Origin of the sequence: Aerosticca soli (assembly GCF_003967035.1) — a bacterium.
In the GTDB taxonomy this organism is placed as follows: domain Bacteria; phylum Pseudomonadota; class Gammaproteobacteria; order Xanthomonadales; family Rhodanobacteraceae; genus Aerosticca; species Aerosticca soli.
Genome location: NZ_AP018560.1, coordinates 1,819,529 through 1,843,823, shown reverse-complemented (window position 1 = coordinate 1,843,823; position 24,295 = coordinate 1,819,529). Strand labels below are relative to the sequence as shown.

Genomic DNA, 24,295 nt, shown 5'->3' with positions numbered 1-24,295 from the left:
GGTGCGGCCAGCGACTCGCCCTATACTCGCCGCTTCGACATCCGACAGGGGGAACGGCCATGGGAGAAATGGCGCTGGCGCTGGTGATCCTGATCCTGGTGGTGGTGGGTTTGGCCAAGATGGTGCGGGTGGTGCCGCAAGGCTACGAATGGACGGTGGAGACCTTCGGCCGTTACACCCGCACGCTCACTCCGGGGCTGCATTTGCTGATCCCGGTCTATCAGGCGGTCGGGCGCAAGATCAACATGATGGAACAGGTGCTGGCGGTGCCGAGCCAGGACGTCATCACCAAGGACAACGCCGTGGTGCGCGTGGACGGCGTGGTGTTCTACCAGGTACTGGACGCGGCCAAGGCAGCTTATGAGGTCGCCAACTTGGAGCAGGCCACGCTGGCGCTGGTGATGACCAATATCCGCACCGTGCTGGGCTCGATGGATCTGGACGAATCCTTGAGCAAGCGCGACACCATCAACGCCCAGCTGCTGCGCGTGGTCGACGAGGCCACCCATCCGTGGGGCGTCAAGGTCAACCGCATCGAGATCAAGGACATCCAGCCGCCGCGCGACCTGGTCGATGCGATGGCGCGGCAGATGAAGGCCGAGCGCGAGAAACGCGCCAACGTGCTGGAGGCCGAGGGACTCAAGCAGAGCGCCATCTTGAAGGCCGATGGCGAGAAGCAGGGCGCGATCCTGGCCGCGGAGGGACGCAAGGAGGCGGCCTTCCGCGAGGCCGAGGCGCGCATCCGGCTGGCCGAAGCCGAGGCGCAGGCGACGCGCCTGGTTTCCGAGGCGATCGCTGGCGGCAACGTCAACGCGCTCAATTATTTCGTCGCCAACAAATATGTCGAGGCGCTGAAGGAGCTGGCGCGCTCGCCCAATCAGAAGCTGCTGTTGCTGCCGATGGAAACCACCGGCGTGCTGGGCTCGCTGGCCGGCATCGCCGCGCTGGCCAAGGACGCGCTGGCCGAATCCCCGTCGTCCGCGCCATCGGCGCCGCGGCGCGGACCACCGCCGATGGGCGGCTGAGCGGCATGGCCGTCATGCGGGGCGGGCGTCGTGGCCTGCGGAGACTTCGATGAGTGCATTCGTGCTGCCGTATCTGTGGTGGATCCTCGCGCTGCTGTTGCTGCTCGCAGAGATGTTGCTGCCTGGCTATTTTTTGCTCTGGATCGGCATCGCCAGCGCGGCCACCGGTTTGCTCACCGCGCTCGTGCCGGGACTGTCGCTGCTGCTGCAGGCGCTGGCCTTCGCCGGTTTCGCGGCGGTTTCGTGCGCACTCTATGGTTATCTGGTGCGGCCACGGCTGGTGCGCCAGCGCGGCCATGACGAGCGGCTCAACCGGCGCGCCGAACAGCTGCTCGGCCGGCGCTGCGTGCTGGTCGAGGACATCGTCAACGGCCAGGGTCGGGCGCAGCTCGGCGACAGCGTCTGGCCGGTGACCGGGCCGGATCTGCCGGCCGGCACGCCGGTGCAGGTGATCGGCATCGACGACGGCATCGTCCTGCGCGTGCGCGCGGTGGCCGCATGCACGCCGTCCTGACCGCCGCGGCGGCGGCTCCGCTGGATACCCGCATCGCCTTCCTGGTCGAGCTCGCGCGCCGGCTGCATCAATACGGCACCTCGGCGCCGCGCCTGGAAACCGCGATCGGCGCGTGCGCTGCGCGGCTCGGACTCGGCGCCGAGGTATGGTCCAGCCCAACCGCGATCATCATCTCCTTCGCCGAGGCGGCGACGGGCGAGCCGGCGCTGGCCAAGGTCACCCAGGTGATGCGGCTGGCGCCCGGCGACGTCAACCTGGCGCGTCTTTGTCAGGCCGACGCGATCGTCGATCGCGTCATCAACGGTACGCTGGACCTTGGCCAGGGCTTTCGCCAGTTGCGCGAGCTCGGCCGGCCCGAATCGCTGCGCGCGCAGGCCACGGTGGTGGCGAGCTACGGCCTGTCCGCGGCGAGCGTGGTCGCCCTGCTGCTGCACAGCGCCTGGGTCGATCTCCTCGCTGCCGGCGGCATTGGCCTCGTCATCGGTCTGATCAGTGTTGCCGCGGTCGGCCGGCCACGGCTGAATGCCGCCAGCGAGGCGATCAGCGCGATGGTCGCCACCTTCGCCGCCACCCTGATCGGCGCCTACGTGGTGCCGCTCGCGGTCAAGTCGGTGGTGTTGGCCGCCCTGATCGTGCTGCTGCCGGGCATGTCGCTGACCACCGCGGTGCGCGAGATTTCCAGCCAGCACCTGGTGTCCGGGGTGGCGCGCATGGGCGGCTCGATCGCCACCCTGCTCAAGCTCACCTTCGGCGCGGTGGCGGCGGGCCAGGTGTGCATGGCGCTCGGCATCGATGCCGGCGACTACGCCCTGCCGCCGCTGCCGGACTGGACCGAATATCCGGCCCTGCTGCTCGGCGCGGCGGCTTTCGCGCTGTTGTTCCGGGCCGCCTGGCGCGACTGGCCGGTGGTGATGGGCGCGGTGATCGTGGGTTATGCGGCCACCCGCTGGGGCGGGCTCCTGTCCGGCGCGATTCCCGGTGCGCCGTTCGGCGTCTTCCTGGGCGGCCTGTTGCTTGGCGGCCTGGCCAATCTCTATGCGCGTCTGGCGCGGCGGCCGGGGGCGGTGATCCGCGAGCCGGGCATCATCCTGCTGGTGCCAGGCAGCGTCGGCTTTCGCAGCGTGTCCTATCTTTTCGAGCGCGATACCACCTTGGGCGTCGACACCGGTATCCTGCTGGTGGTGCTTTGCGTTTCGCTGGTGGCCGGATTGCTGTTCGGCGACCTGCTGATTTCCCCGCGCCGCTCGTTGTAGCCATGAAAAAACGCCGGCTCGAGGCCGGCGTTTTTCATGTAGAACAGGCGATGTGCGGGCGCAGCGGGATCAGATTTCCAGATCCTTTTCCTTCTTGCCCGACTGCAAGGCCTCGGTGAACCAGCGCGGACGCTTGCCGCGGCCGGTCCAGGTCTGCTCGGGATTGGCCGGATTGCGGTATTTGGGCGCCACCGTGCCGCCGGTGCGACGGGTGGCCTTGGCCTTGCTGCCGAAGATGTCTTCGAAGGAAAAACCCTCGGACTTGATCATCTCGAGAATCTTCTCGCGCAGCGTGACGACCTTTTCCTTGCGCAATTCCTGTTGCCGCTCCTGGGCCTTGGTGATGAGTTCGTTGAGTTGGTTGTGATTGAGCGCCTTGAGGTCGATCGCCATTGGAAATTCTCCGGGGTGCATGGGTCAGGAAGATAATCGACGTCCCGCGTCGGATAATGTCAGCCATCCTGGTTCGCGGCGGATTCTCGCCGATTGCCGGAATAATTGCAAAACATTCCGGCAAGCGTATCACCCGCCTTGGGAATGCCCAGGGACCCGTGCCGCCCTTTCAGCCGGGAACATTTCCCGCCAGCCGTGCCAAAAGCGTTTCCCGGTCCAATGCCTGCGATTGGCTTTCATCACGCCGGCGATATTCGAGCGTGCCGGCGGCAAGGCCGCGTTCGCTCACCACCACCCGGTGCGGAATGCCGATCAATTCGAGATCGGCGAACATCGCCCCGGGCCTAAGACCGCGATCGTCGAGCACGGTTTCGATGCCGCGCGCGCAAAGTTCCTGATAGAGCGACTCGGCGGCGGCGCTGACTTCGCCCAGGCCCTTGGGGTTGATCGGGCACACCGCCACTTGCCAGGGCGCCATCGGTTCGGGCCAGACGATGCCGGCCTCGTCGTGGCGTTGCTCGATCGCGGCGGCGACGATGCGGCTCACGCCGATGCCGTAACAGCCCATCAGCAGGGTGCGTTGTTGCCCGGTCTCGTCCTGCACGCTCGCGCCCATGGCCTCGGCATAGCGGCTGCCGAGCTGGAAGATATGGCCGACCTCGATGCCGCGGGCCAGGTGCAAGGTGCCGCGGCCGTCCGGCGCGCGATCGCCTTCGACCACGCTGCGGATGTCTGCGATGCGCCTGATCGTGGCGTCGCGGTCCCAATTGGCGCCGACGTAATGGGTGCCGTCGGCATTGCCGCCGCAGACGAAGTCGGCCAGCACCGCGGCGTCGCGATCGACGATCACGGGGATTTCCGCCGGCAGGCCCACCGGGCCGATGAAGCCGGGTCCGGCACCGGTCACGGCGCGGATTTCCTCCTCGCTCGCCAAGGTCACTTCGCCGGCCAATTCGGGCAATTTCCCGGCCTTGACTTCATTGAGCGCGTGATCGCCGCGCAGACACAGCGCGACCAGGCCGTCACGGCCGCGCACCAGCAGGGTTTTCACGCAGCGCGTGGCTGGCACTTTGAGAAAGGCGGCGATGTCCTCGATGGTTTTCTGCGCCGGCGTGGCCACGCGCTCGAGGGTGGCGGCGGGTGCCGGACGGGGCGTTGCGGGCGGCGCGGCCTCGGCCATTTCCAGGTTGGCCGCGTAATCGGAGGCATCGGAGAAGGCGATCACGTCCTCACCGGCCTCGGCCAATACCTGGAATTCGTGGCTGGCGTGACCGCCGATCGCGCCGGTATCGGCCTGCACGGCGCGAAATTCCAATCCCAGGCGGGTGAAGATGCGCGCGTAAGTCTCGTACATGACCCGATAGGTTTCCTGCAGCGACGTTTCGGTGAGATGGAACGAATAGGCGTCCTTCATCAGGAATTCGCGCGCGCGCATGATGCCGAAGCGCGGGCGGATCTCGTCGCGGAACTTGGTCTGGATCTGATAGAAGTTGACCGGCAGCTGCTTGTAGCTCTTGATTTCGTGGCGGGCGAAATCGGTAATGACTTCCTCGTGGGTCGGCCCGAAGCAGAACTCCTGTTCCTTGCGGTCCTTGATCTTGAGGAGCTGGCCGCCGAATTTTTGCCAGCGGCCGGTTTCTTCCCACAGTTCGCGCGGCTGGATCGAGGGCATCAGCATTTCCAGCGCGCCGGCGCGGTTCATTTCCTCGCGCACGATCGCCTCGACCTTGCGCAGGACGCGAAGCCCCAGCGGCGACCACGTATAGATGCCGGCGGCGAGCTTGCGGATCATGCCCGCGCGCAGCATCAGCCGGTGGCTGGCGATCTCGGCGTCGGCAGGCACTTCCTTGACGGTGGCCAGATGGAATCGGCTAAGGCGCATGGCGGATCGTCCCTTGCGAAGGTGGCGTCAAAAAGCGCTCGAGTATAGCCAGCCCGGCCGGTCGGACGGTGCCGGTGCTGGTAAAACGCGCGATCATCCCGCCCCGACCGCGGGGTTGAATCGCCTGCCCGCTGAGGACCTGCCATGCCCCACAGTCTCGACGACCTGCTCGCCATCATGGCGCGCCTGCGCGATCCCGAACGCGGCTGTCCGTGGGATGTGCGTCAGGACTTTGCGAGCCTGGCGCCCTATGCGGTGGAGGAGGCTTACGAGGTGGTCGATGCGATCGAGCGGCAGGACTGGCCCGGGCTGCGCGAGGAGCTGGGCGATCTCCTGCTGCAGGTCGTGTTCCATGCGCAGCTCGCCGGCGAGGCGGGTTGGTTCGATTTCGCCGAGGTCGTCGACGGGCTCGCGGCCAAGCTCCTGCGCCGGCACCCGCACGTCTTTGCCGGCGTGCGCTATGCGGACGCGGACGAACAGGCCCGGGCCTGGGCGGCGATCAAGGCCGCCGAGCGGGCCCTGCACGGCATCCCCGAGGATGCGAGCGCGCTCGGCGGCATCGGCACGGGACTCTCGCCCTGGCGGCGGGCGCAGGCCCTGCAGCGAAAGGCCGCGGCGGTCGGCTTCGAGTGGAAAACGCTGGAGCCGCTGTGGGCCAAGCTCGAGGAGGAAGGGGACGAGCTGCGCGAGGCCATCGAGACCGACGCCGGCGCACCGCGGATCGAGGAAGAGCTCGGCGATCTCCTGTTCGTCGTCGCCAATCTCGCCCGCCTGACCGGCGTGGACATGGAGCGCGCCTTGCGCGGCGCCAACGCCAAGTTCGAGCGGCGATTCCGCCACATGGAAACGCAGGCCGGACGCGCGCTCAGTGAACTTGCCCCGGCCGAGCTGGCGGCGTTGTGGAACGCCGCCAAACAGGCCGACCACCCCGCATAGAAAAAACCGATCGGGCCTGGATCAAGCCCGATCGGTGGGCGGGAGCAAAAAACCCTCAGGGCGCGGCCTCGCTCGCCTTGCCTGCGCGACGGTCGAGCCAGGTCTGGCGCATCTGCTCACGTTCGGCCCGCAGCTTGGCTTCGTTGGCCAGGTTTTCCTCCAGGCTCTTGCGCAAGGTGGCGATCGCGGCATCCACGTTGGCGGGCTGCGCCTGCAGCCGCGCCAGATGGTGATAGACGTACTCGCGCACGTGGGGGTCCTGCGACTTGGACAGCACTTCGTTGTAGAGCGCCTGCAGATCGCGGCTGCGGCCGGCCTGGATGTAAAGCCGCTCGAGCGCATGCAGGTCGGCCAGGGTGCCGGCGGCGGGGCCGAAATCGTGCCCCTCCATCATGCCCCGGCGATGGTGGAGGCCGTGACCCGCGTGCTCGCCATCACCGGCACGCGGCGGCATGGGCGGCATGGGCTTGGCGGCGGCCGGCGGCGGGGTCGACGGCGTGGATGTCTGCGCCCAGGCGCAAGCGCCGGTGCCGGCCAGCAGCAGGGCGGTGAGGGCGGACGTCAGCAAGGCATGACGCATGCTCGGATCTCCGGGTGAAAGGTCTCCCTGAAAACGCCGCAGCGCGGACAGGGTTGACGGGCAGGCGTCCGCCGGGCGTGGATTCAGGCCAGATAGCGCGCGATGAGATACACCAGCGGCGCGCAGACCAGCAGGAACGGGATCGACGCCCGGTGCAGCAGGCCAAGCCCGCCGGGCTGGCGGGCAAGGCGCAGCGCGATCAGGTTGGCCAGCGAGCCGATCGCCACGCCGAAGCCGCCGACGTTCACCGCCACGGCCAGCAGCACGGTGTCGGGCACGCGGTCCATCAGCAGCACGGTGGCCGGCACGTTGCTGATCAACTGCGAGGCGGCGATGCCGGTGACGTAGACGATCCACGGCTGGCGCAGGTCCAGCCCGTCGAGCAGGTGCTGCACCGCCGGCAGCGCGGCGAGATGGCCCAGGCCAAGGAAGATCGCCGCGAAGGTGACCAGTAGCGCCCAGTCCAGCCGCGCCGTCGTGCGGCGGGAAAACAGCGCATACAGCACCAGCAGAGTGAGCGCGCCGGCGAGCGCATGCCCGTGTTCCATCGCCAGCACCATGCCGGCGAGCGCGAGCAACGACAGCACGGCTGACCGCCAGGCCACGCGATGGCCGTCGAAGGCACCCGCATCGAGGGTCACGCGTCCGCGCGGCAGCCAGCACCAGGCAAGCACGGCGACCAGCGCGAACATCGTCACTGCGGCGGGCAGCAGGGCGAGCGTGAAGTCGAAGAAGGACATGCCGCCGTGTTGCCACAGGAGCAGGTTCTGCGGATTGCCGATCGGGCTCAGACTGGAGCCGGCGTTCACCGCCAGCGCCTCGAGCACGACCATGCGCTTGACCGGCAGGTTGGACATCTCACCGATCGCCAGCGTCAGCGGCACCAGCAGGAACAGGCTGACGTCGTTGGTCAGCACGGTGGCCGCCAGTGCGGTGGCCGTGACAAGCGTCAGGCCGAGCACGCGCAGCGAATGCGTGCGCGCGACCACGCCGACGGCCAGGCGCTGCACCGCGCCGCTGTCGCGGATGCCCTGGATGGCCAGCATCAGTCCGAGCAGCCCGGCCAGCGTGGGCGTGCGCAGCCAGTACGCGTAATGCGCCGCCGGCTGCGGATCGAGCAACGCCAGCAGCACGGCGAGCAGCGCGAACACGAGGAGCATCCATTCGCGCGCCAGCCAGGTCAGCCAGCGGGAGGGTGGCTCGACGGGTTTCATGCGCGGCTCATCCCTCACGCAGGAGCCGCATCGGCGGTGTGCGCACGATGCGGCGGGTGCCGGCCAGGCCGAGCAAGGTCACCGCCAGCATGGCGATGCATGCGTCGAGAAAGAGCGGCGCGAGCGGCGGCATGAAATGCTCGAGGCGAAACACCGCGCGACCGAGCCAGAAGCCGGTCGCGGCGGCGCCGAGCACGGCGGTGAGCCCGGCGGTCGCGCCGAGCAGGGCGAACTCGCAGGCCGCGGCGGCGCGCAGCTGGCCGCGGCGGGCGCCGAGCGTGCGCAGCAACGCGGCTTCGTGACGGCGTTCGGCCGCGCTCGCGGTGAGCGCGGCGGCCAGCACCAGCGCCCCGGCGAGCAGGCTGAAGGCGAGCACCGCGCGCACCGCGGCGCCGACCCGGTCGACGATCTCGCGTACGCGATCGAGCAGCGCATCGACGTCGATCAGGCTGAGGTTGCCGTAGTCGCGGGCCAGCGCGGCCAGCGCCGGCGCACGGTTGCGCGGCAGGTAGAAGCTCGCGATCCAGGTGTGCGGCAGCGCGGCCGCGTGGGCCGGGTCGAGCAGCAGGAAGAAATTCACCCGGAACGAGGTCCAGTCGACCTGGCGCACGCTGGTCACGCGTGCGTCCAGCCGGCTTTCGCCGACCTCGAAACTCAGCGTGTCACCGAGATGCAGGCCGAAGATGTCGCGCCACATCGTGTCGATCGACACTTCCGCCTGCGTGGGCGATGCGCCGTGCCAGCGCCCTTCCACCAAGGTGTTGGACGGCGGCAGGGTGGCGGTCCAGGACAGCCGCAACTGGCGGTCGGCCCAGTCCTTGGCGCGCGGATCGGCAAAGCGCCGCTGGTCCACCGGCGTGCCGTCGATGGCGACGAGCTTGCCGACCGCGAGCGGCAGACTGTTCAAGTGCGTGCCACCGAGCCGGGCGACGTCGACGGCGAAGCGCTCGCGCTGGTCGTCCTGCAGATTGAGCACGAACCAGTTCGGTGTGTCGGCGGGCAGCTCGCGGCGCCAGCCTTCCAGCAGCGCGGGCGCCACCACCGCCAGCAGCAGCAGCGCGAGCAGGCCGAGCGTGAGCGCGCCGGTCTGCACGATGGCGAGCAGGCGCCGTCGCGCCAGCGCCGCCAGGCCGAGCCGCAGCGCCGGGTGCGCACCCGGCGCCACGCGCCGCGCCAGCCACAGCAGGGCGAGCGTCAGCAACGCAGCCAGCGCCGCCGCGCCGCCGAGTCCGGCGGCGAGGATGCCGGCGAGTCGCAGCGAACCGCTCTGGCTCCAGATCAGCGCCAGGGCCACCGCGAGCGGCAACAGATAAAGCGCATCGAAGCGACGCACGCGGCGCGCCATGCTGGCGCGGAAGACGGCCATTGGCGGCACCTCGGCGAGGCGCAGCAAAGGCGGCAAGGCGAAGGCGGCGAGCACGGCCAGGCCGAGCGCTGCCGCGACCAGCGCCGGGGCGATCGGCAGCGTCGTCGGCACGTCGGCGAAGTAGCGCCCCGCGACCTGCCATGCCGCCTGCGCGAAGAGCAGCGCCAGTGCGGCGCTCGAGCCAGCGACGGGCAATGCGAGCCACGCCAGTGTAGCGACGATCAGCCCGAGTACCCGGCGGCGCGGCGTGCCGAGCGCGCGCAGCAGGGCCACCTCCGCCGTCTTGCGCGCGGCATAGCGCTGCGCGGCGAGTGCGATGGCGATGCCGGCGAGCAGGGCGGCGAGCAGCGCGGTCAGGTGCATGAATGCGCCGGCGCGATCGAAGGCGCTGCGCATGCGCTCCTGCGTCTGTGCGGGCGTGATCGGTTGCGCGCCCTGCGGCAGCGGCTGTGTGGCGAGCCCACGCAGCCACGCCTGCACCGCGCCGGGAGCGCCGGCCACCAGCAGACGATGATGTGCGCGGCTGCCGCTGCCGAGCAGGCCGAGCCGGCGCGCGTCGTCGAGGTTCATCAAGGCGCGCGGCGCCAGCGCGACCAGCTCGCCGCCGTCCGGTTCGCGCACGAGTTCGGCGAGGATGCGCAAGTCGCGGCCGCCGACCTGCACCGTGTCGCCGACGTGCAGGCTCAACGCGACGAGCGCCTGGTGTTCCAGATAGACCGCACCCGGCGGCGGTGCTGTCGCCGCATGTTCGCCGCGGCCATCGCGCACGGTGAGCGTGCCGCGCAACGGCCAAGCGGCATCGGCGGCGCGCACGTCGAGCAACTGGCTGCGCGCGCCGGCGAAGGCGACGCTGGGAAAGCCCGCATCGCGACTCACCGCCAGGCCGAGCGCGCGGGCCTGTTCGGCGAATGCGGGCGGGATGTCCTGCGGCGCATCGAGTCCGGCATCGCCGCCGATGAGCTCGGCCGCACCGGCGAGCACGCCGCGCTCCACCCGCGCGGTGAGCGTGGCGACCACGCCGAGCGCCAGCACCGCGAGCATCAGCGCCAGCGCCAGCATGCGCAGTTCCGGCAGTCGCCATTCGCGACGCAGCTGTCGCCACGCCAGTCGCCACAGCCTCATGCGCCGTGCTCCGCGACGCCCACGATGCGGCCTTCGTCCAGTTCGATGCGGCGCGTGCAGCGTGCGGCCAGCTGCGCGTCGTGGGTCACCAGCACCAGCGTGGTGTGACGTTCGCGGTTGAGCGCGAACAGGAGGTCGGCGATGTGGTGGCCGGTGCGCTGGTCGAGGTTACCGGTTGGCTCGTCGGCGAACAGCAGCCGCGGGCCATGCACGAAGGCACGCGCGATCGCCACGCGCTGCTGCTCGCCGCCGGAGAGCTGCGCCGGGTAATGCCGCCGCCGGGCTTCCAGACCGACCGCGGCGAGCGCCGCGCGGGCGCGTTCGCGCGCATCGGCGCGGCCGTCCAGTTCCAGCGGCAGCATCACGTTTTCCTCGGCATCGAGCGCGCTCAGCAGGTGGAAGGACTGGAACACGAAGCCGACCAGTCGCCGCCGCAGGTCGGCACGCGCCTCCTCGTCCAGCGTTTCCAGGGCATGGCCGTCGAGCCGGATCGAGCCGCTGCTCGGCAGATCCAGCCCGGCCAAGAGTCCGAGCAGCGTGGTCTTGCCCGAGCCGGAGGCGCCGACGATGGCAAAGCTCTCCCCTTCGCGCACGGCGAGGTCGACGTGGCGCAGGATGTCCAGCCGGCCCTCGGGGCCGCGTACATGCTTGCTAACATCGCGGGCTTCGAGGACGACTCGGGGTGTTTGGCTCATGCGCCGGTTCCTTGCGTGGCTGTTGGGTACATGGATCGCCGTCGGTGCCGTGCAGGCGGCGCCGTCACGGACGGTGCTGGTGCTGGGTGACTCGCTTTCCGCCGCGCACAACCTGCCGGTGGAGCAGGGCTGGGTGCATCTGCTGGAGATGCGTCTGGCCAAGATGGCGCCGCCCTGGCAGGTCGTCAATGCCAGTATCAGCGGCGAGACCTCGCTGAGCGGTCGCGGCCGTCTGCCGGCACTGCTGGCCACTTACCGGCCCGGGGTCGTGGTGCTGGAACTCGGTGCCAACGATGGCCTGCGCGGTCTGCCGCTGACGCAGCTGGAGGACAACCTGGCGGCGATGATCGACGCCGCGCAGGCAACCGGCGCCAGGGTATTGCTGCTCGGCATCGAGCTGCCGGTGAACTACGGTCCGCAATACCGCGACGGCTTGCGCGCGGTCTATGCCCGGCTCGCCGAGCGCAAACGCATCGCGCTGGTGCCGTTCCTGCTCGCGGGCGTGGCCGAGGATCCGGCGCTGATGCAGGACGATGGCCTGCATCCCAATGCCGCCGGCCAGCCGCGCGTGCTGGCCAACGTGTGGCCGGCGCTCGTGCCGCTGCTGCGCTGAACGGATTGCGTGGGCCCTTCACGTCGCGCACACCGGTCGGGACGCTAGCTTTCACGAATGTGAAATCTGCCAAGGAGGTTCGTCCATGACGCAGCGCGAAGACCAGTCCGGCCTGATCCTGTTGGTCGAAGACAATCGCCAGATCGCCGAGATGGTTGGGGAGTTTCTCGAAAGTCGTGGTTATTCGGTCGACTATGCCGCCGACGGCGTCAGCGGCCTGCACTTGGCAGTGACCAACAGCTACGACGTCATCGTGCTCGATCTCATGCTGCCGGGCATGGATGGGCTGGATCTCTGCCGCAAGCTGCGCCGCGACGGCAAGAAGTCCACCCCGGTGCTGATGCTGACCGCGCGCGACACGCTGGAGGACAAGCTGGTCGGTCTCGAGGCCGGCGCGGACGATTACCTGGTCAAGCCCTTCGAGGTGCGCGAATTGGAGGCGCGCCTGCGTGCGCTGATCCGCCGCGATCGCCGCCAGGTCTCCGCCGAGGTGCTCACCGTCGGCGACATGACGCTGGACACCGCCACCTTGCGCCTGACCCGCGCCGGGCAGGAGCTCACCGTCTCGCCGATCGGGCTCAAGCTGCTGGCCATCCTGATGCGCGAGTCGCCGCGCGTGGTCAGCCGGCGCGACATCGAGCGCGAGATCTGGGGCGACGCCTTGCCCGACTCGGACACCTTGCGTTCGCATCTGTATAACCTGCGCCGGGTGATCGACAAACCCTTCGACCGGCCGTTGTTGCACACCATCCATTCGGCCGGCTACCGGCTGGCCGATCTCTCGGCGGAAACGGCGGCGCCGGTGACCTGACCTGCGATGAATGTCTTGCAGGCCGTCCACCCCCGCTCGGGGGCAGCGCACCGCCCGCGCGTCACACCGGCGGGCCGGGGCCGCGCCCAGCGTCGCCTGGCGCTGGTATTCGCACTGCAGCTCATCGGCACGGTGATCGCCGTCCTGCTCGGCAGCACCGGCAGGGCGCCGGTGGCGGCGGTGCTTGCATTGATCGCGGTGATCGCGGCGCTCAGCTGGCTCGCCGTGCGCCGCGAATGGCGGGGCATCCATTCCCTGGCCGGCCTGCTCGAAGGTTGGAACGAGCAGAAGCCCGATCCACAGGTGTTCAATCCGGCCCGGCTGCCCAAACGCAGCGATGCCGACCTGGTCGCACTCGCGCATGCCTTGCACGGTTTTGCCGAGCGCATCGCCGGCTACACCGAGCGGGAGCGCAACTTCACCCGCGACGCCAGCCACGAGCTGCGCAGTCCGCTCACCGTGATCAAGATGTCGGCCGACCTGCTGGACAACGAGACTGCGCTCACTTCCTCGGGGCTGCGTTCGGTGCGGCGGATCAGGCGCGCCGCGCGCGAGATGGAGGCGCTGGTCGAATCCTTCCTGGTGCTGGCGCGCGAGGCCGACATCGGCAGGAACGACGAGGAATACGTCGTCAACGACGTGCTGCAGCGCGAGCTCGCCGAACTCAGGCAACTGCTCGAAGGCCGGCCGGTGGAACTTGCGCTGGAGGAACCCGCGCGCTTTGCCCTGCAGGGGTCCTCGCGGGTCTTCGCGGTGCTGTGCTGGCAGCTCATCCGCAATGCCGCGCAGCATGCAGGGGAAGGGCGCATCGTGCTGAGCGTGCTGTCCGATGCGGTCACGGTGACGAGCACGGCGCAGGAGGGCGGCCTGGCCCCGGCCCACTCCGGCTTCGAGCTGGCGATTGCCCAGCGCATCAGCGAGCGTTTTGGCTGGACGCTCGAGATCGAAAACCAGTCCGGCGCCCAGCGCGTGGCACGGATCCGGTTCCCGCATCCCTTGCCGGCATAGTTGCCAGAGGGTATCCGGACCCTCGAAGAGCACGGGTTTTGCGAGCGAGCGCAGGGCAGGCGGTTCGTCCTATTACGGGCGTTCGGCCGAACCGGGTTCGGCATGTACCCCATCGCCGCCGTCGGCATGCCGACGCTTTTCCTGGGCCAGTTCGAGGTAGCGGCGGTGCAATTGAGCCACCTGGGCGTCGAGGGCGCGCTCTTCGCCGTGATTCTCGATCACGTCGTGGGCAAGCTTGAGGCGATGCAGGCGGTGGGCCTGCTGCTCGATCATGCGCCGGGCCAGGGCCTCGTCGATGCCGTCGCGACGGATCAGCCGTTCCAGCTGCAGGGCTTCGGGCGCATCCACCACCAGAATGCGATCCACCCAGCGGTAATGGTCGATGTTTTCGGCAAGCAGCGGAATCGCCAGCACGCAGTACGGGCCCCGGTCGGCCCGCGCGTGCTCGCGCAGCCATGCGCGCACGCGCGGGTGGATGATGGCCTCCAGCTGCCGGCGCGCGGCTTGGTCGGCAAAGATGCGTGCGCGCATGGCTGCGCGGTCGAGATGACCCGAGGCGTCCAGGACGCCCGGACCAAAGGCCTTGATGACGGCGGCCAGGCCTTCGGTGCCCGGCGCGACCACGGCGCGCGCGGCCTGATCGGCATCGTACACATGGATGCCGAGCTGCTCGAAACGCCGCGCGACGGCACTCTTGCCCGCCGCGATGCCGCCGGTCATGGCCACCACGAACGGCGTGCTCATCGCCAGCCCGCAAGCTGCGCGTAGAGGCCCCAGAGCGCATCGCCGGCCAGCAGCCAGAGCCAGCCGGCACCGGCCAGGAACGGCCCGAAGGGGATCGGCACCTCGCGGCGATGGCGTCCGAACACGATCAGTGCCCCGCCCAGCAGCGCGCCGATGAGCGAGGACAGCAGGATCACCGGCAGCAATGCCCCAGGCCCCATCCAGGCGCCGAGGGCGGCCAGCAGCTTGAAATCGCCATAGCCCATGCCTTCCTTGCCGGTGGCGAGCTTGAACAGCCAGTACACGCTCCACAGGCTGAGATAGCCGAGCGCGGCGCCCAGGATCGCCATCGGCGCCGGCACGAACAGCCCCGTGAGCGAGAGCAGCAGCCCCAGCCAGAGCAGCGGATAGGTGAGCTGATCGGGCAGCAAGCGGGTACGCAGGTCGATCCCCGTCAGCGCCACCAGCATCCAGGTGAAGACCAGCCCCGCCAGAGCCTTCCCGCCGGGACCTAAGCGGGCCACGACGAGCACGCTCAACACGGCGACCGCAGCCTCCACCAACGGATACTGGAGCGAAATGCGTGCACCGCAATGGCGGCAACGGCCCTTGAGCTTCAGCCAGCCCAAGAGCGGAATGTTGTCGAAGGCGCGCAACCGATGCCCGCAGTGCGGGCAGTGCGAGGGTTCGCGGACGATGCCGGGCGGCAGGGGTTCCTCGCCGGCGTCGAGGCCGAGCGCTTCGTGCGCCTCGCGTCGCCACAGCGCTTCCATGCGCGCGGGCAGGCGCAGGATCACCACATTGAGGAAACTGCCCACCAGCAGGCCGAGCACGCCGGCGCAGACGAGCCACGCCCACAAAGGGAGGTCGAGCATGCGTTATCCGTGAGCGTCCAGGTAAGAAACGGCCCGGGTTCGCCGCTGCCGGCGCCTGGCTGGTAAACCCGCTCCGCGGTGTGCGCGGCATCGAGTCATGCGGCGAGCAGGGACGAATCGCGCCTCTTAGACCGTGCCGGCCAGCTTGAAGATCGGCAGATAAAGCGAGACCACCATGCCGCCCACCAGCACGCCCAGGATCACCATGATCAAGGGCTCGAGCAGAGTGGAGAGGGTGTCGACCGCGTTGTTGACCTCTTCCTCATAGAACTCGGCCACCTTGAACAACATGCTGTCCAGCGCGCCGGATTCCTCGCCGATCGCGGTCATCTGCACCACCATGTTCGGAAACAGGCCGGTCTGACGCATCGCCAGCTGCAACTGGTGACCGACGGCGATGTCGTCGCGCATCTGCCTGACCGCATCCCCGTAGACCACGCTGCCGGTGGCGCCGGCCACCGCGTCCATGGCCTCCACCAGCGGCACGCCGGCGCGGAAGGTGACACCGAGAGTGCGCGCGAAGCGGGCGATCGCCGACTGGCGCAGGATGTTGCCGATCACCGGCAGGCGCAGGGACAGCCGGTCCAGCGCATGGGCGAAGGCCGGCGAGCGCTTTTTGGCCATCACCGCCGCGACGATGCTGCCGACGATGCCGCCGATCACCACCCACCAGTAGCTTTTCATGAACTCCGAGGCCGAGATGACGACCTGCGTGGGCGCCGGCAGCTCCGCGCCGGCGTCGCGGAAGGTCTGCGCGAACACCGGCACCACGAACAAGAGCATGATCATGCTGACCAGCAGCGCCACCGCCAGCACCATGGTCGGATAGAACAGGGCTTTTTTGATCTTGCTCTTGATCGCCTCCATTTTTTCTTTGTAGGTGGCGACGGTGTCGAGCACGGTATCCAGCACGCCCGCCGATTCGCCGGCGCGCACCAGGTTGCGATAGAGCTCGTCGAACTGCACCGGGTAGCGTGCGAGCGCTTCGTGCAGCGAGGAGCCGCCCTCGATCGCCTGCTTCACGTCGGTGAGCATGTTCTTGAAGCGGACGTTCCTCTGCCCGCCGGCGATGATGTCGAAGGCCTGCACCATCGGGATGCCGGAGGCCATCATGGTGGCGATCTGGCGGCTGAAGATGGCCACGTCGCGCGGCTTGACCGAACTGCCGGCGGCGCCGAAGAGCGGCTTGCCGCGTTCGCGCACGCTTTGCGGGTTCATGCCCTGTCGGCGCAGCTCGGCCTTGACCAGCGAGGCATTCTTCGCCGCCATTTCGCCCTTCATGCGCTTGCCGCGCTTGTCAAGCGCCACCCAGTCGTACAGCGTCAGCTGGCTGACTTCGGCGCGTTGGGCGCCCAGCGTGCGGGCGTTTTTTGCGGCTGCGGTAGCGGTGGCCATGCGCGTTCCCCCGGCAAAATCCCGCCCCTGTCGGCGGTGTTGGCCGGCCAAGCTTACGACAGTTTCAGCGGCCAAATCGTGGACTTGCGCGCAACGGGCGCATCGCCTCGGGTGACCGCTCTGGCGATGGCGGCGCTTCAAAAAACAACGCCCCGGCGTGACAGCCGGGGCGTGGATCGAAGGGGGGTGCGCGCAGACTCAGGCGAGTTTGGAGGCGGCAAATTCCCAGTTGACCAGATTCCAGAACGACTCGACGTACTTGGCCCGCGCGTTGCGGTAGTCGATGTAATAGGCGTGCTCCCACACGTCGCAGGTCAGCAGGGGCTTGTCGCTGCCGGTGATCGGCGTGGCCGCGTTGGAGGTGTTGACGATGGCGAGCGTGCCATCGGGCCGCTGCACCAGCCAGGTCCAGCCGGAGCCAAAGTTCGCCACGGCCGACTTGGAGAACTCCTCCTTGAACTTGTCGAAGGAACCGAACGCCTGGTTGATGCCGTCGGCGAGCTTGCCGCTCGGCGCGCCGCCGCCCTTGGGGCTCAGGCAATGCCAGTAGAAGGTGTGGTTCCACACCTGGGCGGCGTTGTTGAACAGCGGCCCTGAGGATTTCTTGATGATCTCCTCGAGCGGCATGGAGGAAAACTCGGTGCCCTCGATCAGCTTGTTGAGCGTGGTGACGTAGGTCTGGTGGTGCTTGCCGTAGTGGTATTCCAGCGTCTCGGCGGAGATGTGCGGCTCGAGCGCATTCTTCTCGTAAGGCAGCGGGGGAAGTTCGAACGCCATGATTCGCTCCTGTTCGGTGGAAAGAGATGATTCCTGCCACGGCCGGTCGGCCGGGGCACCGCTGATACACTAGCGCCTGGTACGCATTCTAGTGGTCAATTCCAGGTTTATGGACGTCAACGACAGGATCAAGGCGCTGCTCGCCGATCATCCGGTGGTGCTCTTCATGAAAGGCACGCCCCGGTTTCCGATGTGCGGGTTTTCGGCGCGTGCGGTGAAGGCGCTCGAGGCTGCCGGCATGCAGTTCCATGCCGTGAACGTGCTGGCCGATCCCGAAGTGCGCGCGGCGCTGCCGCGCTTTGCCAACTGGCCTACCTTTCCCCAGCTCTTCATCCACGGCGAGCTGATCGGCGGCTGCGACATCATCGAGGATCTGGCCGCCGCCGGGGAACTGGCGCGCATGGCTGCGGACGTCGCCGGGACCGCCTCGGCATGAGTCTGCCGCGCGTTCCCTGGTCGGGGCAGTGGCAGGCCGACGCCGATACCCTCGCCGGTCGTGTGGTGCTGGTCACCGGAGCCTATGGCGGACTCGGCGCCGCGGTGTCGCGGGCGGCGGCCGCGGCCGGTGCCACGGTGGTCATCAGCGGTCGGCGCCGGCGTGCGCTGGAGCAGCTCTACGATGCCATGATCGGCGAAGGGCTGGCCGAACCGGTCATCCACCCGCTCGATCTGGAAACGGCCACGCCGCGCGACTATGAGGCGCTCGCCGAAGGTCTCGAGCGCGACTTCGGTCGCCTGGACGGCATCGTCCACGCCGCGGCGAGCTTCGCCGGACTCACGCCGCTTGCGGTCCATCAGCCCGATGCGTGGCTGCGCACCCTGCACGTCAACGTCTCGGCGCCGTTCGCGCTGACCCAGGCCTGCCTGCCCTTGCTCGGCCGGGCGGACGACAGCGCGGTGGTGGTCATCCTGGATGATCCCTCGCTGGTCAACCGTGCGCACTGGGGCGCCTATGGCGTGGCCAAGGCGGCGCTGGAGCGCTACGTCGAGATCCTGCACCAGGAAACCGAGCGCGGTCCGGTACGCGCGCATGCGTTGCTGCCGCCGCCGATGCGCACAGCGCTGCGGCGCGAGGCCTATTTCGGCGAGAACAGCGCGCGTCTGCCGTTGCCGGCGGTGGCCGCGCCGGCGGTCGTCCATCTGCTCGCGCCAGCGGGTGCCGCCGCCCGCGGCGCCTTGCTGGATCTGCGCCAATCGGCCTGACCGGGCCTTGTAGGGGAAGCGATGGAAACCCAGATGACCACGCTCTCGGCGGGCATCCTGTTGTTCCTGATCATGGATCCGCTCGGCAACGTGCCGCTGTTTCTCAGCCTGCTCAAGGACGTGCCGCCCAAGCGCCGGCGCGTGGTGCTGATCCGCGAACTGCTGATCGCGCTGGCGGTGTTGATGGGGTTCCTGATCGGCGGGCGGCATCTGCTCGAACTGCTGCAGTTGCGGCAGGAATCGATCAGCATCGCCGGCGGCATCGTGTTGTTCCTGATCGGCATCCGCATGGTCTTCCCGACGCCCGACGGCGGCATTTTCGGCAAGCCCGGGCAGGGCGAGCCCTTCATCGTGCCGATGGCGATCCCGGGCGTGGCCGGGCCCTCGGCGATGTCGGCCCTGCTGCTGCTCACCAATACCGCCCCCGGGCGGACCGCCGACTGGGCGACCGCCCTGCTGCTGGCCTGGCTGGCGACCGCCGCCATCCTGCTCAGTGCCACCTACCTTTTCCGCTGGCTGGGCGAGAGCGTGCTCACGGCACTGGAGCGGGTGATGGGCATGCTGCTGATCGCGCTCTCGGTGCAGATGTTCATGGGCGGCGTCACCGCCTACCTGCGCGCCAGCTGACCCGCCGCGCGTCCCCGCGCTGTCATCTTTCCCGTCCAGCATGGGCGGCACCCCACTTGCGGAGTGCGCGCCATGCTGAGTGTCGAGCAAACCCTCGCCGAACGTCTGCCATGGCTGGCCAGCCGGCCGGTGATCCGCCGCCCGCTGGCCAGCGTGTTGAGCCGCCTGGCCGATGAGCGGGGATTCAATGCCGCCCTGACCCGCGCGGGCCCCTGCGCGGGGCTGGCCTTCGTCGATCATGCACTGGAGGGACTTGGCGTCGGCTACCGGGTCGACCTGCGCGAACGCGAGCACATCCCCGCCGAAGGCCCCTTGCTGGTGGTGGCCAACCATCCGCTGGGCATGGTCGATGCCTTGGCCGTGCTGCAACTGGTGGGTTCGGTACGCGAGGACGTGCGCATCCTCGCCAACGACTGGCTCGGTGCCATGAAGCCCTTGCAGCCGCTGCTGCTGCCGGTGAACGTCTTCGGCGGCGCGGCTTCTTCGTTGCGTGGCGTCTACCGTGCCTTCGCGCGCGGGGAGGCGGTGGTGATCTTCCCCGCCGGCGAGGTCTCGCGCGTGCGCGGCACGGGCGTGCGCGACGGGCGTTGGGCCGAAGGCTTTGCCCGTCTTGCCTTGCGCAAGCGGATTCCGGTCCTGCCGGTGCATGTCGTGGCGCGCAATTCCCTGGCCTTCTACGGACTTTCGCTGCTGGCGCGTCCGCTCGGTACGGCGATGCTGCCGCGCGAGGCGGCCTCGCCATCCTGCCGTTGCTTGACCTTGCGGGTCGGCGCGCTCGTCGCCGCCGAGGAGTTGGAGCGGCGCAGTGGCGGCTCGCCGCGCCGTGCCGCCAACCTGATGCGCCGGCACGTCTACCGCATCGGCGGGCATCGCCGACCGCTCTTCGAGGGTCAGACCGCGCTGGCGCATCCGGAGTCTGCCGCGCGGGTGGCTGGCGATTTGTTGGCCCATGGCGAGAAGCTGGCCGACCTTGCCGACGGCAAGCAGATCTTCCTGCTGCCGGGCGCCGCGGATGGCGCGCTGATACGCGAGCTCGGTCGCCTGCGCGAGCTGACCTTCCGCCAGGTGGGCGAGGGTACCGGCCGGCGGCGGGATATCGATGCCTGCGATGCCTATTACGAGCATCTCGTGTTGTGGGATCCCGCCGCGGTGCGCATCGTCGGCGCCTACCGTCTTGGGGATGCGCGCCGGATCCTTTTAGGACACGGCGTGACCGGGCTCTATACGGCCAGTCTGTTCAACTACGCGCCGGCGTTCGTGCCCACGCTCGCGCAGGGCGTCGAGCTCGGACGCAGCTTCATCGCGCAAGCCTATTGGCGCTCGCGGGCGCTCGACCAGCTGTGGCAGGGCATCGGGCTGTATCTCGCGCGCAGGCCCCATGTGCGTTATCTGTTCGGTCCGGTGAGTTTGTCGGCTAGCCTGCCGCGCGAGGCGCGCGAGTGGATCGTGGCCGCGCACCGGCATTACTTCGGCAAGCCCGGGCTGGCCGCGGCGCGACGGCCCTTCGTGGTGCCGGCGGTGACACTGAGCCAGGTCGAGGCCCATCTGGGTGGGCTCGATTGCAAGCGTGGCTTGAACCGCCTGCGCCATCATCTCGATGCGCTGGGCGCCAGCCTTCCGGTGCTCTATCGACGCTACGTGGACCTGGTCGAACCCCAGGGCGTGCGCTTTCTCGACTTCGGCGAAGATCCCGCATTCTCAGGCTGTGTGGACGGCCTGGTGATGATCGACCTTGCCCATGTCCGGCCGGCCATGCGCCAGCGCTATCTGCAGGGCAGTGAACCCAAGTCGGCCTGAAAGCAGGTCGGGCACCCATGCCGGCTCGTGCACGAAAAGTTATGAAATTGTCATACAATGACATTAAGCTTTTTTAACAAGCGATGCGGCGGTCACGCGGTGGCTGCCAGCCTCACACCGGGGATGCAGAGCTGCAGACGACACCCGCCAGGCGGGTGGGTTCGTCTTTTCGTGGGCTGATGCCTTACAGGCTTCTTCAAGGGGACATTTGAGATGAACAACCGACTTCGGGCCAAACTCCTGCCATTTGCCGTCAGCGCATTGCTCGCGGCTGCAGCGCCGGTCGGCGCCCAGGAAACCTCCGCCGCGATCAGCGGTCGTGTGCTCGATGCCAACGGCCAGCCGGTGGCCGGCGCCGTGGTGCAGATCGTGCATGAGCCTTCGGGCACCACCAAGGTCACCACCACGGATGCCAGCGGTCGCTATGCGGCACAGGGCCTGCGCGTGGGCGGCCCCTACGACGTCACCGTGTCCAAGGCCGGGCTGAGCCAGGCCGAGCAGCACGAGGTGTACCTGAAGCTGGCCCAGGACACGGCGATCAATCTGGTCATGGGGACGGGGCAGGCGGCCACCAGTCTCGCCGGTGTCACGGTCACGGGGACCGCCGGTGCCCAGGTGTTCAATCCGGACAACAAGGGTTTGTCGACCGTGATCACGGGGCGTGACCTGCGCATGCTGCCGATGCCCGGGCGCTCCATCCAGGACGTGGTGCGTTTGGATCCGCGCATTGCCATCACCGACCGGGGCGATGGCTCCATTTCGGCCGTGGGCCAGAACACCCGCTACAACCGCATCAGCGTCGACGGCGTCGGTGTCGGTGATCCATTCGGCCTCAATTCCAACGGCATGCCCTATATCGGTTCGCCGGTGTCGATGGATACGATTGCCGAATACAATATTTCCACCGCCAATTACGACACGACCTCCGATACGGTCGGTGCGGACGTCAATGCGGTGACCAAGAGCGGTACCAATGAGTTCCATGGTTCTGCCTATTATGCCTATCGCAATGCTGACGACATGGTGGGTAAAGCCGGTTGGCTGGATAAGAACCGCAGTTACCAGGGCTACGACCGCGACTGGACCGGCGGTGTCACCCTGGGCGGGCCCATCGTCAAGGACAAGCTGTTTTTCTTCGCCAGCTACGAAAAGCAGAAAACCATCGGCCTGGGCAACGATTCGGCCAATGGTCTGGATCCGAATCTCGGCAATGGCCCGTCGACATCGAACAAGATCTCCCCGGGGGATCTGCAGCGCATCATCGATACGGCCAACAAGCTCGGTTTGAAACCCGGCGATTTCAGTGGCGGTGGCGTCGATCTCGAAAGCAAGCGTTCCCTGGCCAAGCTGGACTGGAACATCACGGACAATCACCGCGCATCCTTGAGCTTCCAGCGCACCAAGGAAACCCAGCCCGTGGTGCAGGGCAACAGTAACAATGCCATCGGTCTCACCAGCTACTGGTACACCAAGAATAGTGATACCAAGAATTACTCGCTGCAGTTATTCGACGATTGGAACGATGTGCTTTCCACTGAAACCAAGATCGGCTACAAGGATTTCTCGCAGGTCCGTACCGTTCCCTGGCAACAACCGCAGGTTTACGTCAACCTGGGCAAGGATGTGACTGGTAAGCCGAATGGTTCGCCACCCTACGTCGATCTGGGTGAGGATCAGTACAGCGACTACAATTCGATTGCCACCAAGACCTGGACTTTGTTCAGTGCAGCCACGCTTTATCTTGGCGACCATACCGTTCGTGGCGGCATCGATTTCGAGCAGGACAAAATCTACAACCTGTTCGGCCGGACAGAATTCGGTGCCTACACGTTCTGGGGTATCGACAATTTCGCTCGGGGCATCTATTACCAATACGATCTCTACCAGCCGGCACAAGGTTATACGCTGGACGACGTGGCAGCCAAATGGCGCATGCGTCGCTACAGCGGCTTCCTGCAGGACACCTGGCAGGTCACCGATCAGTTCTCGTTGATGTACGGCTTCCGCGTTAATCGCTACGCCACCGGTGACAAGCCGATCTACAATCCGACCTTCGAAAAGGCTTTTGGCTATCGCAACGACAATACCATCAATGGTCGTGTGCAGGTCGAGCCGCGGTTGTCTTTCAATTACTCGTTCAACACCGAGAGGCCGACGCAGCTGCGCGGTGGCGTTGGTCTGTTCCAGTCGAATCCACCCACGGTGTGGATGACCAACCCCTACCAGAATAACGGTATGACGGTGGCGACTTATTCGGTTCGCAATAGCAGCAACGCCCCCGTGGGGCCCGGGACGCCGTATCCGGCCTTCAGTCCGGATCCTTTTGGGCAGAACATTCCGGGCGCTGCCGGTAAGCAGATGAACGTCGATACCATTGCGCCTGATTTCAAACTGCCTTCGGTTTGGAAATCCAGTATCGCGCTCGATCATGAATTGCCGTGGTTGGGCATTGTCGGTTCGCTGGAGTACGAACACATCCAGGTACGGAATGCCATCTTTTATAAAAACATCAACATAGGAGCTCCCACGGGTCGCTTGCCCGATGGTCGCTACACTTTCTACAAGAACCCTCTAGGTGGGCCGACCGGGAATACCAATCGAGCCAATGCCAACCCTGCATTCTCCGGCACCAGCACCCTGCTGGACAATACTAGCAAGGGTGGTTCCGATGCCTTGACCTTATCATTCAAGAAGCCTTTTGCCGACGATTGGGCGGCCAGCCTCGGCGTCACCCTTGCCCATGCCAAGGAAGTCAATCCGGGGACGTCGAGCCAGGCTTCGTCCAATTTTAGTAACAATGTCTGGGTCAATCCCAATGAGGAGGTCGATGGTGTCGCCAACTATGCGGTCACCCGTCGTGTCGTGGGCACGTTGACGTGGTCGCATGCGTTCTTTGGTGATTATGCGACGACGATCAGTGCCTTTTACAATGGCCAGACTGGTCAGCCCTACAGCTGGACGTTCGGCAACGATGCCAATGGCGACAGCTATAGCCGTGACCTGGTTTATATTCCTCGCCCCGGTGACGTCGAGTTCCAGGCGGGCACGTCGGCCCAGGCCATCCAGCAGTTCTATGATTATATCCAGCATGATGATTACCTGAAGCATCATCAAGGTGAGATCGCCAAGCGCAACAAGGCTCGTGCCGCCTGGACCAATGAGCTGGACATGAGTTTCAGCCAGGAGATTCCCGGCTTGTTCAAGGGCAATAAAGGCGAAATCAGGCTCGATATCTATAATTTCCTCAATCTGCTGGACAAGGACTGGGGGCAGCAGTCCTATATTCCTTTCCCATATACCCGTACCCTGGCCAACTACCAGGGCGTCGACAAGGCTACCGGCAAATACATCTACGGTCTGCCGGTCGACGCATCCGGCAATTATCAGCCTGGGCCGAAGGTCATTTACGATGCCGGTCGCGACATCAAGACCAACGTCGTTTCGCGCTGGTCGGCGTTGTTGACCCTGCGCTATACCTTCTAATCG

The 24,295-nt window shown here is 67.1% G+C and carries 22 protein-coding genes; 12 read left to right on the top strand and 10 right to left on the bottom strand.

The genetic code is table 11. The features are described from left to right. Positions 1–59: 59 nt before the first annotated feature. From ALSL_RS08595 to ALSL_RS08585, 3 genes are read left to right on the top strand one after another with little or no spacing between them, the layout of a single operon-like run. On the top strand, positions 60–1,025 hold the full coding sequence (locus ALSL_RS08595) for an SPFH domain-containing protein (protein WP_126538312.1): 966 nt from the start codon (positions 60–62) through the stop codon (positions 1,023–1,025). Between the two features lie 49 nt (positions 1,026–1,074). After that, the gene (locus tag ALSL_RS08590; RefSeq protein WP_126538309.1) at positions 1,075–1,539 is read left to right on the top strand and encodes an NfeD family protein; all 465 of its coding nucleotides are present in this window, start codon (positions 1,075–1,077) and stop codon (positions 1,537–1,539) included. Continuing rightward, positions 1,524–2,792, top strand: a complete 1,269-nt coding sequence (locus ALSL_RS08585; protein WP_126538307.1) for a threonine/serine exporter family protein — start codon at positions 1,524–1,526, stop codon at positions 2,790–2,792. Before ALSL_RS08590 ends, ALSL_RS08585 begins: the two co-directional genes overlap by 16 nt. 69 nt (positions 2,793–2,861) lie before the next feature. Here the strand turns inward: ALSL_RS08585 and ALSL_RS08580 are convergent, their stop codons facing one another. After that, on the bottom strand, positions 2,862–3,185 hold the full coding sequence (locus tag ALSL_RS08580; protein ID WP_126538305.1) for an H-NS histone family protein: 324 nt from the start codon (positions 3,183–3,185) through the stop codon (positions 2,862–2,864). A 169-nt stretch (positions 3,186–3,354) separates the two neighbouring features. Then, a complete protein-coding gene (locus tag ALSL_RS08575) occupies positions 3,355–5,067 on the bottom strand; it encodes a proline--tRNA ligase (RefSeq protein WP_126538303.1) in 1,713 nt (570 codons plus the stop codon). A gap of 144 nt (positions 5,068–5,211) precedes the next feature. Between ALSL_RS08575 and mazG the strand changes: the two genes are divergently transcribed. After that, positions 5,212–6,003, top strand: a complete 792-nt coding sequence (gene mazG, locus ALSL_RS08570) for a nucleoside triphosphate pyrophosphohydrolase (protein WP_126538301.1) — start codon at positions 5,212–5,214, stop codon at positions 6,001–6,003. Positions 6,004–6,058: 55 nt separating this feature from the next. Here the strand turns inward: mazG and ALSL_RS08565 are convergent, their stop codons facing one another. The 4 genes from ALSL_RS08565 to ALSL_RS08550 form a co-directional block, all read right to left on the bottom strand. After that, a complete protein-coding gene (locus ALSL_RS08565) occupies positions 6,059–6,583 on the bottom strand; it encodes a hypothetical protein (protein ID WP_126538299.1) in 525 nt (174 codons plus the stop codon). 83 nt (positions 6,584–6,666) lie between these two features. Next, on the bottom strand, positions 6,667–7,797 hold the full coding sequence (locus tag ALSL_RS08560) for an SLC13 family permease (protein WP_126538297.1): 1,131 nt from the start codon (positions 7,795–7,797) through the stop codon (positions 6,667–6,669). A 7-nt stretch (positions 7,798–7,804) separates the two neighbouring features. Continuing rightward, complete coding sequence (locus ALSL_RS08555; RefSeq protein ID WP_126538295.1) at positions 7,805–10,285, bottom strand: ABC transporter permease; 2,481 nt, start codon at positions 10,283–10,285, stop codon at positions 7,805–7,807. Continuing rightward, entirely contained in the window at positions 10,282–10,980 is a 699-nt protein-coding gene (locus ALSL_RS08550; protein WP_126538293.1) for an ABC transporter ATP-binding protein, read from the bottom strand. Before ALSL_RS08550 ends, ALSL_RS08555 begins: the two co-directional genes overlap by 4 nt. Here ALSL_RS08550 and ALSL_RS08545 point away from each other — a divergent pair. The 3 genes from ALSL_RS08545 to ALSL_RS08535 all read left to right on the top strand — a co-directional run bounded on the left by ALSL_RS08545 (position 10,979) and on the right by ALSL_RS08535 (position 13,412). After that, complete coding sequence (locus ALSL_RS08545; protein WP_126538291.1) at positions 10,979–11,593, top strand: arylesterase; 615 nt, start codon at positions 10,979–10,981, stop codon at positions 11,591–11,593. The genes ALSL_RS08550 and ALSL_RS08545 overlap by 2 nt on opposite strands. Positions 11,594–11,678: 85 nt before the next feature. Then, the gene (locus ALSL_RS08540) at positions 11,679–12,404 is read left to right on the top strand and encodes a response regulator transcription factor (RefSeq protein WP_126538289.1); all 726 of its coding nucleotides are present in this window, start codon (positions 11,679–11,681) and stop codon (positions 12,402–12,404) included. Positions 12,405–12,410: 6 nt separating this feature from the next. Further along, on the top strand, positions 12,411–13,412 hold the full coding sequence (locus ALSL_RS08535; protein WP_126538287.1) for a sensor histidine kinase: 1,002 nt from the start codon (positions 12,411–12,413) through the stop codon (positions 13,410–13,412). 72 nt (positions 13,413–13,484) lie between these two features. Here the strand turns inward: ALSL_RS08535 and coaE are convergent, their stop codons facing one another. The 4 genes from coaE to ALSL_RS08515 all read right to left on the bottom strand — a co-directional run bounded on the left by coaE (position 13,485) and on the right by ALSL_RS08515 (position 17,182). Next, the gene (coaE, locus tag ALSL_RS08530; RefSeq protein ID WP_126538285.1) at positions 13,485–14,156 is read right to left on the bottom strand and encodes a dephospho-CoA kinase; all 672 of its coding nucleotides are present in this window, start codon (positions 14,154–14,156) and stop codon (positions 13,485–13,487) included. After that, the gene (locus ALSL_RS08525; RefSeq protein ID WP_126538283.1) at positions 14,153–15,010 is read right to left on the bottom strand and encodes a prepilin peptidase; all 858 of its coding nucleotides are present in this window, start codon (positions 15,008–15,010) and stop codon (positions 14,153–14,155) included. Before ALSL_RS08525 ends, coaE begins: the two co-directional genes overlap by 4 nt. Before the next feature lie 126 nt (positions 15,011–15,136). After that, on the bottom strand, positions 15,137–16,405 hold the full coding sequence (locus ALSL_RS08520) for a type II secretion system F family protein (protein WP_126538281.1): 1,269 nt from the start codon (positions 16,403–16,405) through the stop codon (positions 15,137–15,139). A gap of 198 nt (positions 16,406–16,603) precedes the next feature. After that, entirely contained in the window at positions 16,604–17,182 is a 579-nt protein-coding gene (locus ALSL_RS08515) for a superoxide dismutase (protein WP_126538279.1), read from the bottom strand. Between the two features lie 109 nt (positions 17,183–17,291). Between ALSL_RS08515 and grxD the strand changes: the two genes are divergently transcribed. From grxD to ALSL_RS08490, 5 genes are all read left to right on the top strand, one after another. Then, the gene (gene grxD, locus ALSL_RS08510) at positions 17,292–17,618 is read left to right on the top strand and encodes a Grx4 family monothiol glutaredoxin (protein WP_126538277.1); all 327 of its coding nucleotides are present in this window, start codon (positions 17,292–17,294) and stop codon (positions 17,616–17,618) included. Then, the gene (locus tag ALSL_RS08505; RefSeq protein WP_126538275.1) at positions 17,615–18,385 is read left to right on the top strand and encodes an SDR family NAD(P)-dependent oxidoreductase; all 771 of its coding nucleotides are present in this window, start codon (positions 17,615–17,617) and stop codon (positions 18,383–18,385) included. Before grxD ends, ALSL_RS08505 begins: the two co-directional genes overlap by 4 nt. Positions 18,386–18,418: 33 nt before the next feature. Continuing rightward, positions 18,419–19,012, top strand: a complete 594-nt coding sequence (locus tag ALSL_RS08500) for a YhgN family NAAT transporter (protein ID WP_126538273.1) — start codon at positions 18,419–18,421, stop codon at positions 19,010–19,012. Positions 19,013–19,084: 72 nt separating this feature from the next. Next, positions 19,085–20,809, top strand: coding sequence for a bifunctional ornithine lipid synthase OlsF (olsF, locus tag ALSL_RS08495; protein ID WP_126538271.1), 1,725 nt, complete (start codon positions 19,085–19,087; stop codon positions 20,807–20,809). Between the two features lie 213 nt (positions 20,810–21,022). Then, the gene (locus ALSL_RS08490; RefSeq protein ID WP_126538269.1) at positions 21,023–24,292 is read left to right on the top strand and encodes a TonB-dependent receptor; all 3,270 of its coding nucleotides are present in this window, start codon (positions 21,023–21,025) and stop codon (positions 24,290–24,292) included. Positions 24,293–24,295: the final 3 nt, after the last annotated feature.

What these genes read in the sequence shown, in the direction of transcription:
- ALSL_RS08565 (WP_126538299.1), bottom strand. Translation starts at nt 6,583, where the DNA reads ATGCGTCATGCCTTGCTGACGTCCGCCCTCACCGCCCTGCTGCTGGCC.
- ALSL_RS08520 (WP_126538281.1), bottom strand. Translation starts at nt 16,405, where the DNA reads ATGGCCACCGCTACCGCAGCCGCAAAAAACGCCCGCACGCTGGGCGCC.
- ALSL_RS08490 (WP_126538269.1), top strand. Translation starts at nt 21,023, where the DNA reads ATGAACAACCGACTTCGGGCCAAACTCCTGCCATTTGCCGTCAGCGCA.
- ALSL_RS08515 (WP_126538279.1), bottom strand. Translation starts at nt 17,182, where the DNA reads ATGGCGTTCGAACTTCCCCCGCTGCCTTACGAGAAGAATGCGCTCGAG.
- ALSL_RS08590 (WP_126538309.1), top strand. Translation starts at nt 1,075, where the DNA reads ATGAGTGCATTCGTGCTGCCGTATCTGTGGTGGATCCTCGCGCTGCTG.
- ALSL_RS08595 (WP_126538312.1), top strand. Translation starts at nt 60, where the DNA reads ATGGGAGAAATGGCGCTGGCGCTGGTGATCCTGATCCTGGTGGTGGTG.
- ALSL_RS08540 (WP_126538289.1), top strand. Translation starts at nt 11,679, where the DNA reads ATGACGCAGCGCGAAGACCAGTCCGGCCTGATCCTGTTGGTCGAAGAC.
- ALSL_RS08545 (WP_126538291.1), top strand. Translation starts at nt 10,979, where the DNA reads ATGCGCCGGTTCCTTGCGTGGCTGTTGGGTACATGGATCGCCGTCGGT.
- ALSL_RS08525 (WP_126538283.1), bottom strand. Translation starts at nt 15,010, where the DNA reads ATGCTCGACCTCCCTTTGTGGGCGTGGCTCGTCTGCGCCGGCGTGCTC.
- ALSL_RS08580 (WP_126538305.1), bottom strand. Translation starts at nt 3,185, where the DNA reads ATGGCGATCGACCTCAAGGCGCTCAATCACAACCAACTCAACGAACTC.
- grxD (WP_126538277.1), top strand. Translation starts at nt 17,292, where the DNA reads ATGGACGTCAACGACAGGATCAAGGCGCTGCTCGCCGATCATCCGGTG.
- ALSL_RS08535 (WP_126538287.1), top strand. Translation starts at nt 12,411, where the DNA reads ATGAATGTCTTGCAGGCCGTCCACCCCCGCTCGGGGGCAGCGCACCGC.
- coaE (WP_126538285.1), bottom strand. Translation starts at nt 14,156, where the DNA reads ATGAGCACGCCGTTCGTGGTGGCCATGACCGGCGGCATCGCGGCGGGC.
- ALSL_RS08585 (WP_126538307.1), top strand. Translation starts at nt 1,524, where the DNA reads ATGCACGCCGTCCTGACCGCCGCGGCGGCGGCTCCGCTGGATACCCGC.
- ALSL_RS08550 (WP_126538293.1), bottom strand. Translation starts at nt 10,980, where the DNA reads ATGAGCCAAACACCCCGAGTCGTCCTCGAAGCCCGCGATGTTAGCAAG.
- mazG (WP_126538301.1), top strand. Translation starts at nt 5,212, where the DNA reads ATGCCCCACAGTCTCGACGACCTGCTCGCCATCATGGCGCGCCTGCGC.
- ALSL_RS08500 (WP_126538273.1), top strand. Translation starts at nt 18,419, where the DNA reads ATGACCACGCTCTCGGCGGGCATCCTGTTGTTCCTGATCATGGATCCG.
- ALSL_RS08575 (WP_126538303.1), bottom strand. Translation starts at nt 5,067, where the DNA reads ATGCGCCTTAGCCGATTCCATCTGGCCACCGTCAAGGAAGTGCCTGCC.
- ALSL_RS08555 (WP_126538295.1), bottom strand. Translation starts at nt 10,285, where the DNA reads ATGAGGCTGTGGCGACTGGCGTGGCGACAGCTGCGTCGCGAATGGCGA.
- ALSL_RS08505 (WP_126538275.1), top strand. Translation starts at nt 17,615, where the DNA reads ATGAGTCTGCCGCGCGTTCCCTGGTCGGGGCAGTGGCAGGCCGACGCC.
- ALSL_RS08560 (WP_126538297.1), bottom strand. Translation starts at nt 7,797, where the DNA reads ATGAAACCCGTCGAGCCACCCTCCCGCTGGCTGACCTGGCTGGCGCGC.
- olsF (WP_126538271.1), top strand. Translation starts at nt 19,085, where the DNA reads ATGCTGAGTGTCGAGCAAACCCTCGCCGAACGTCTGCCATGGCTGGCC.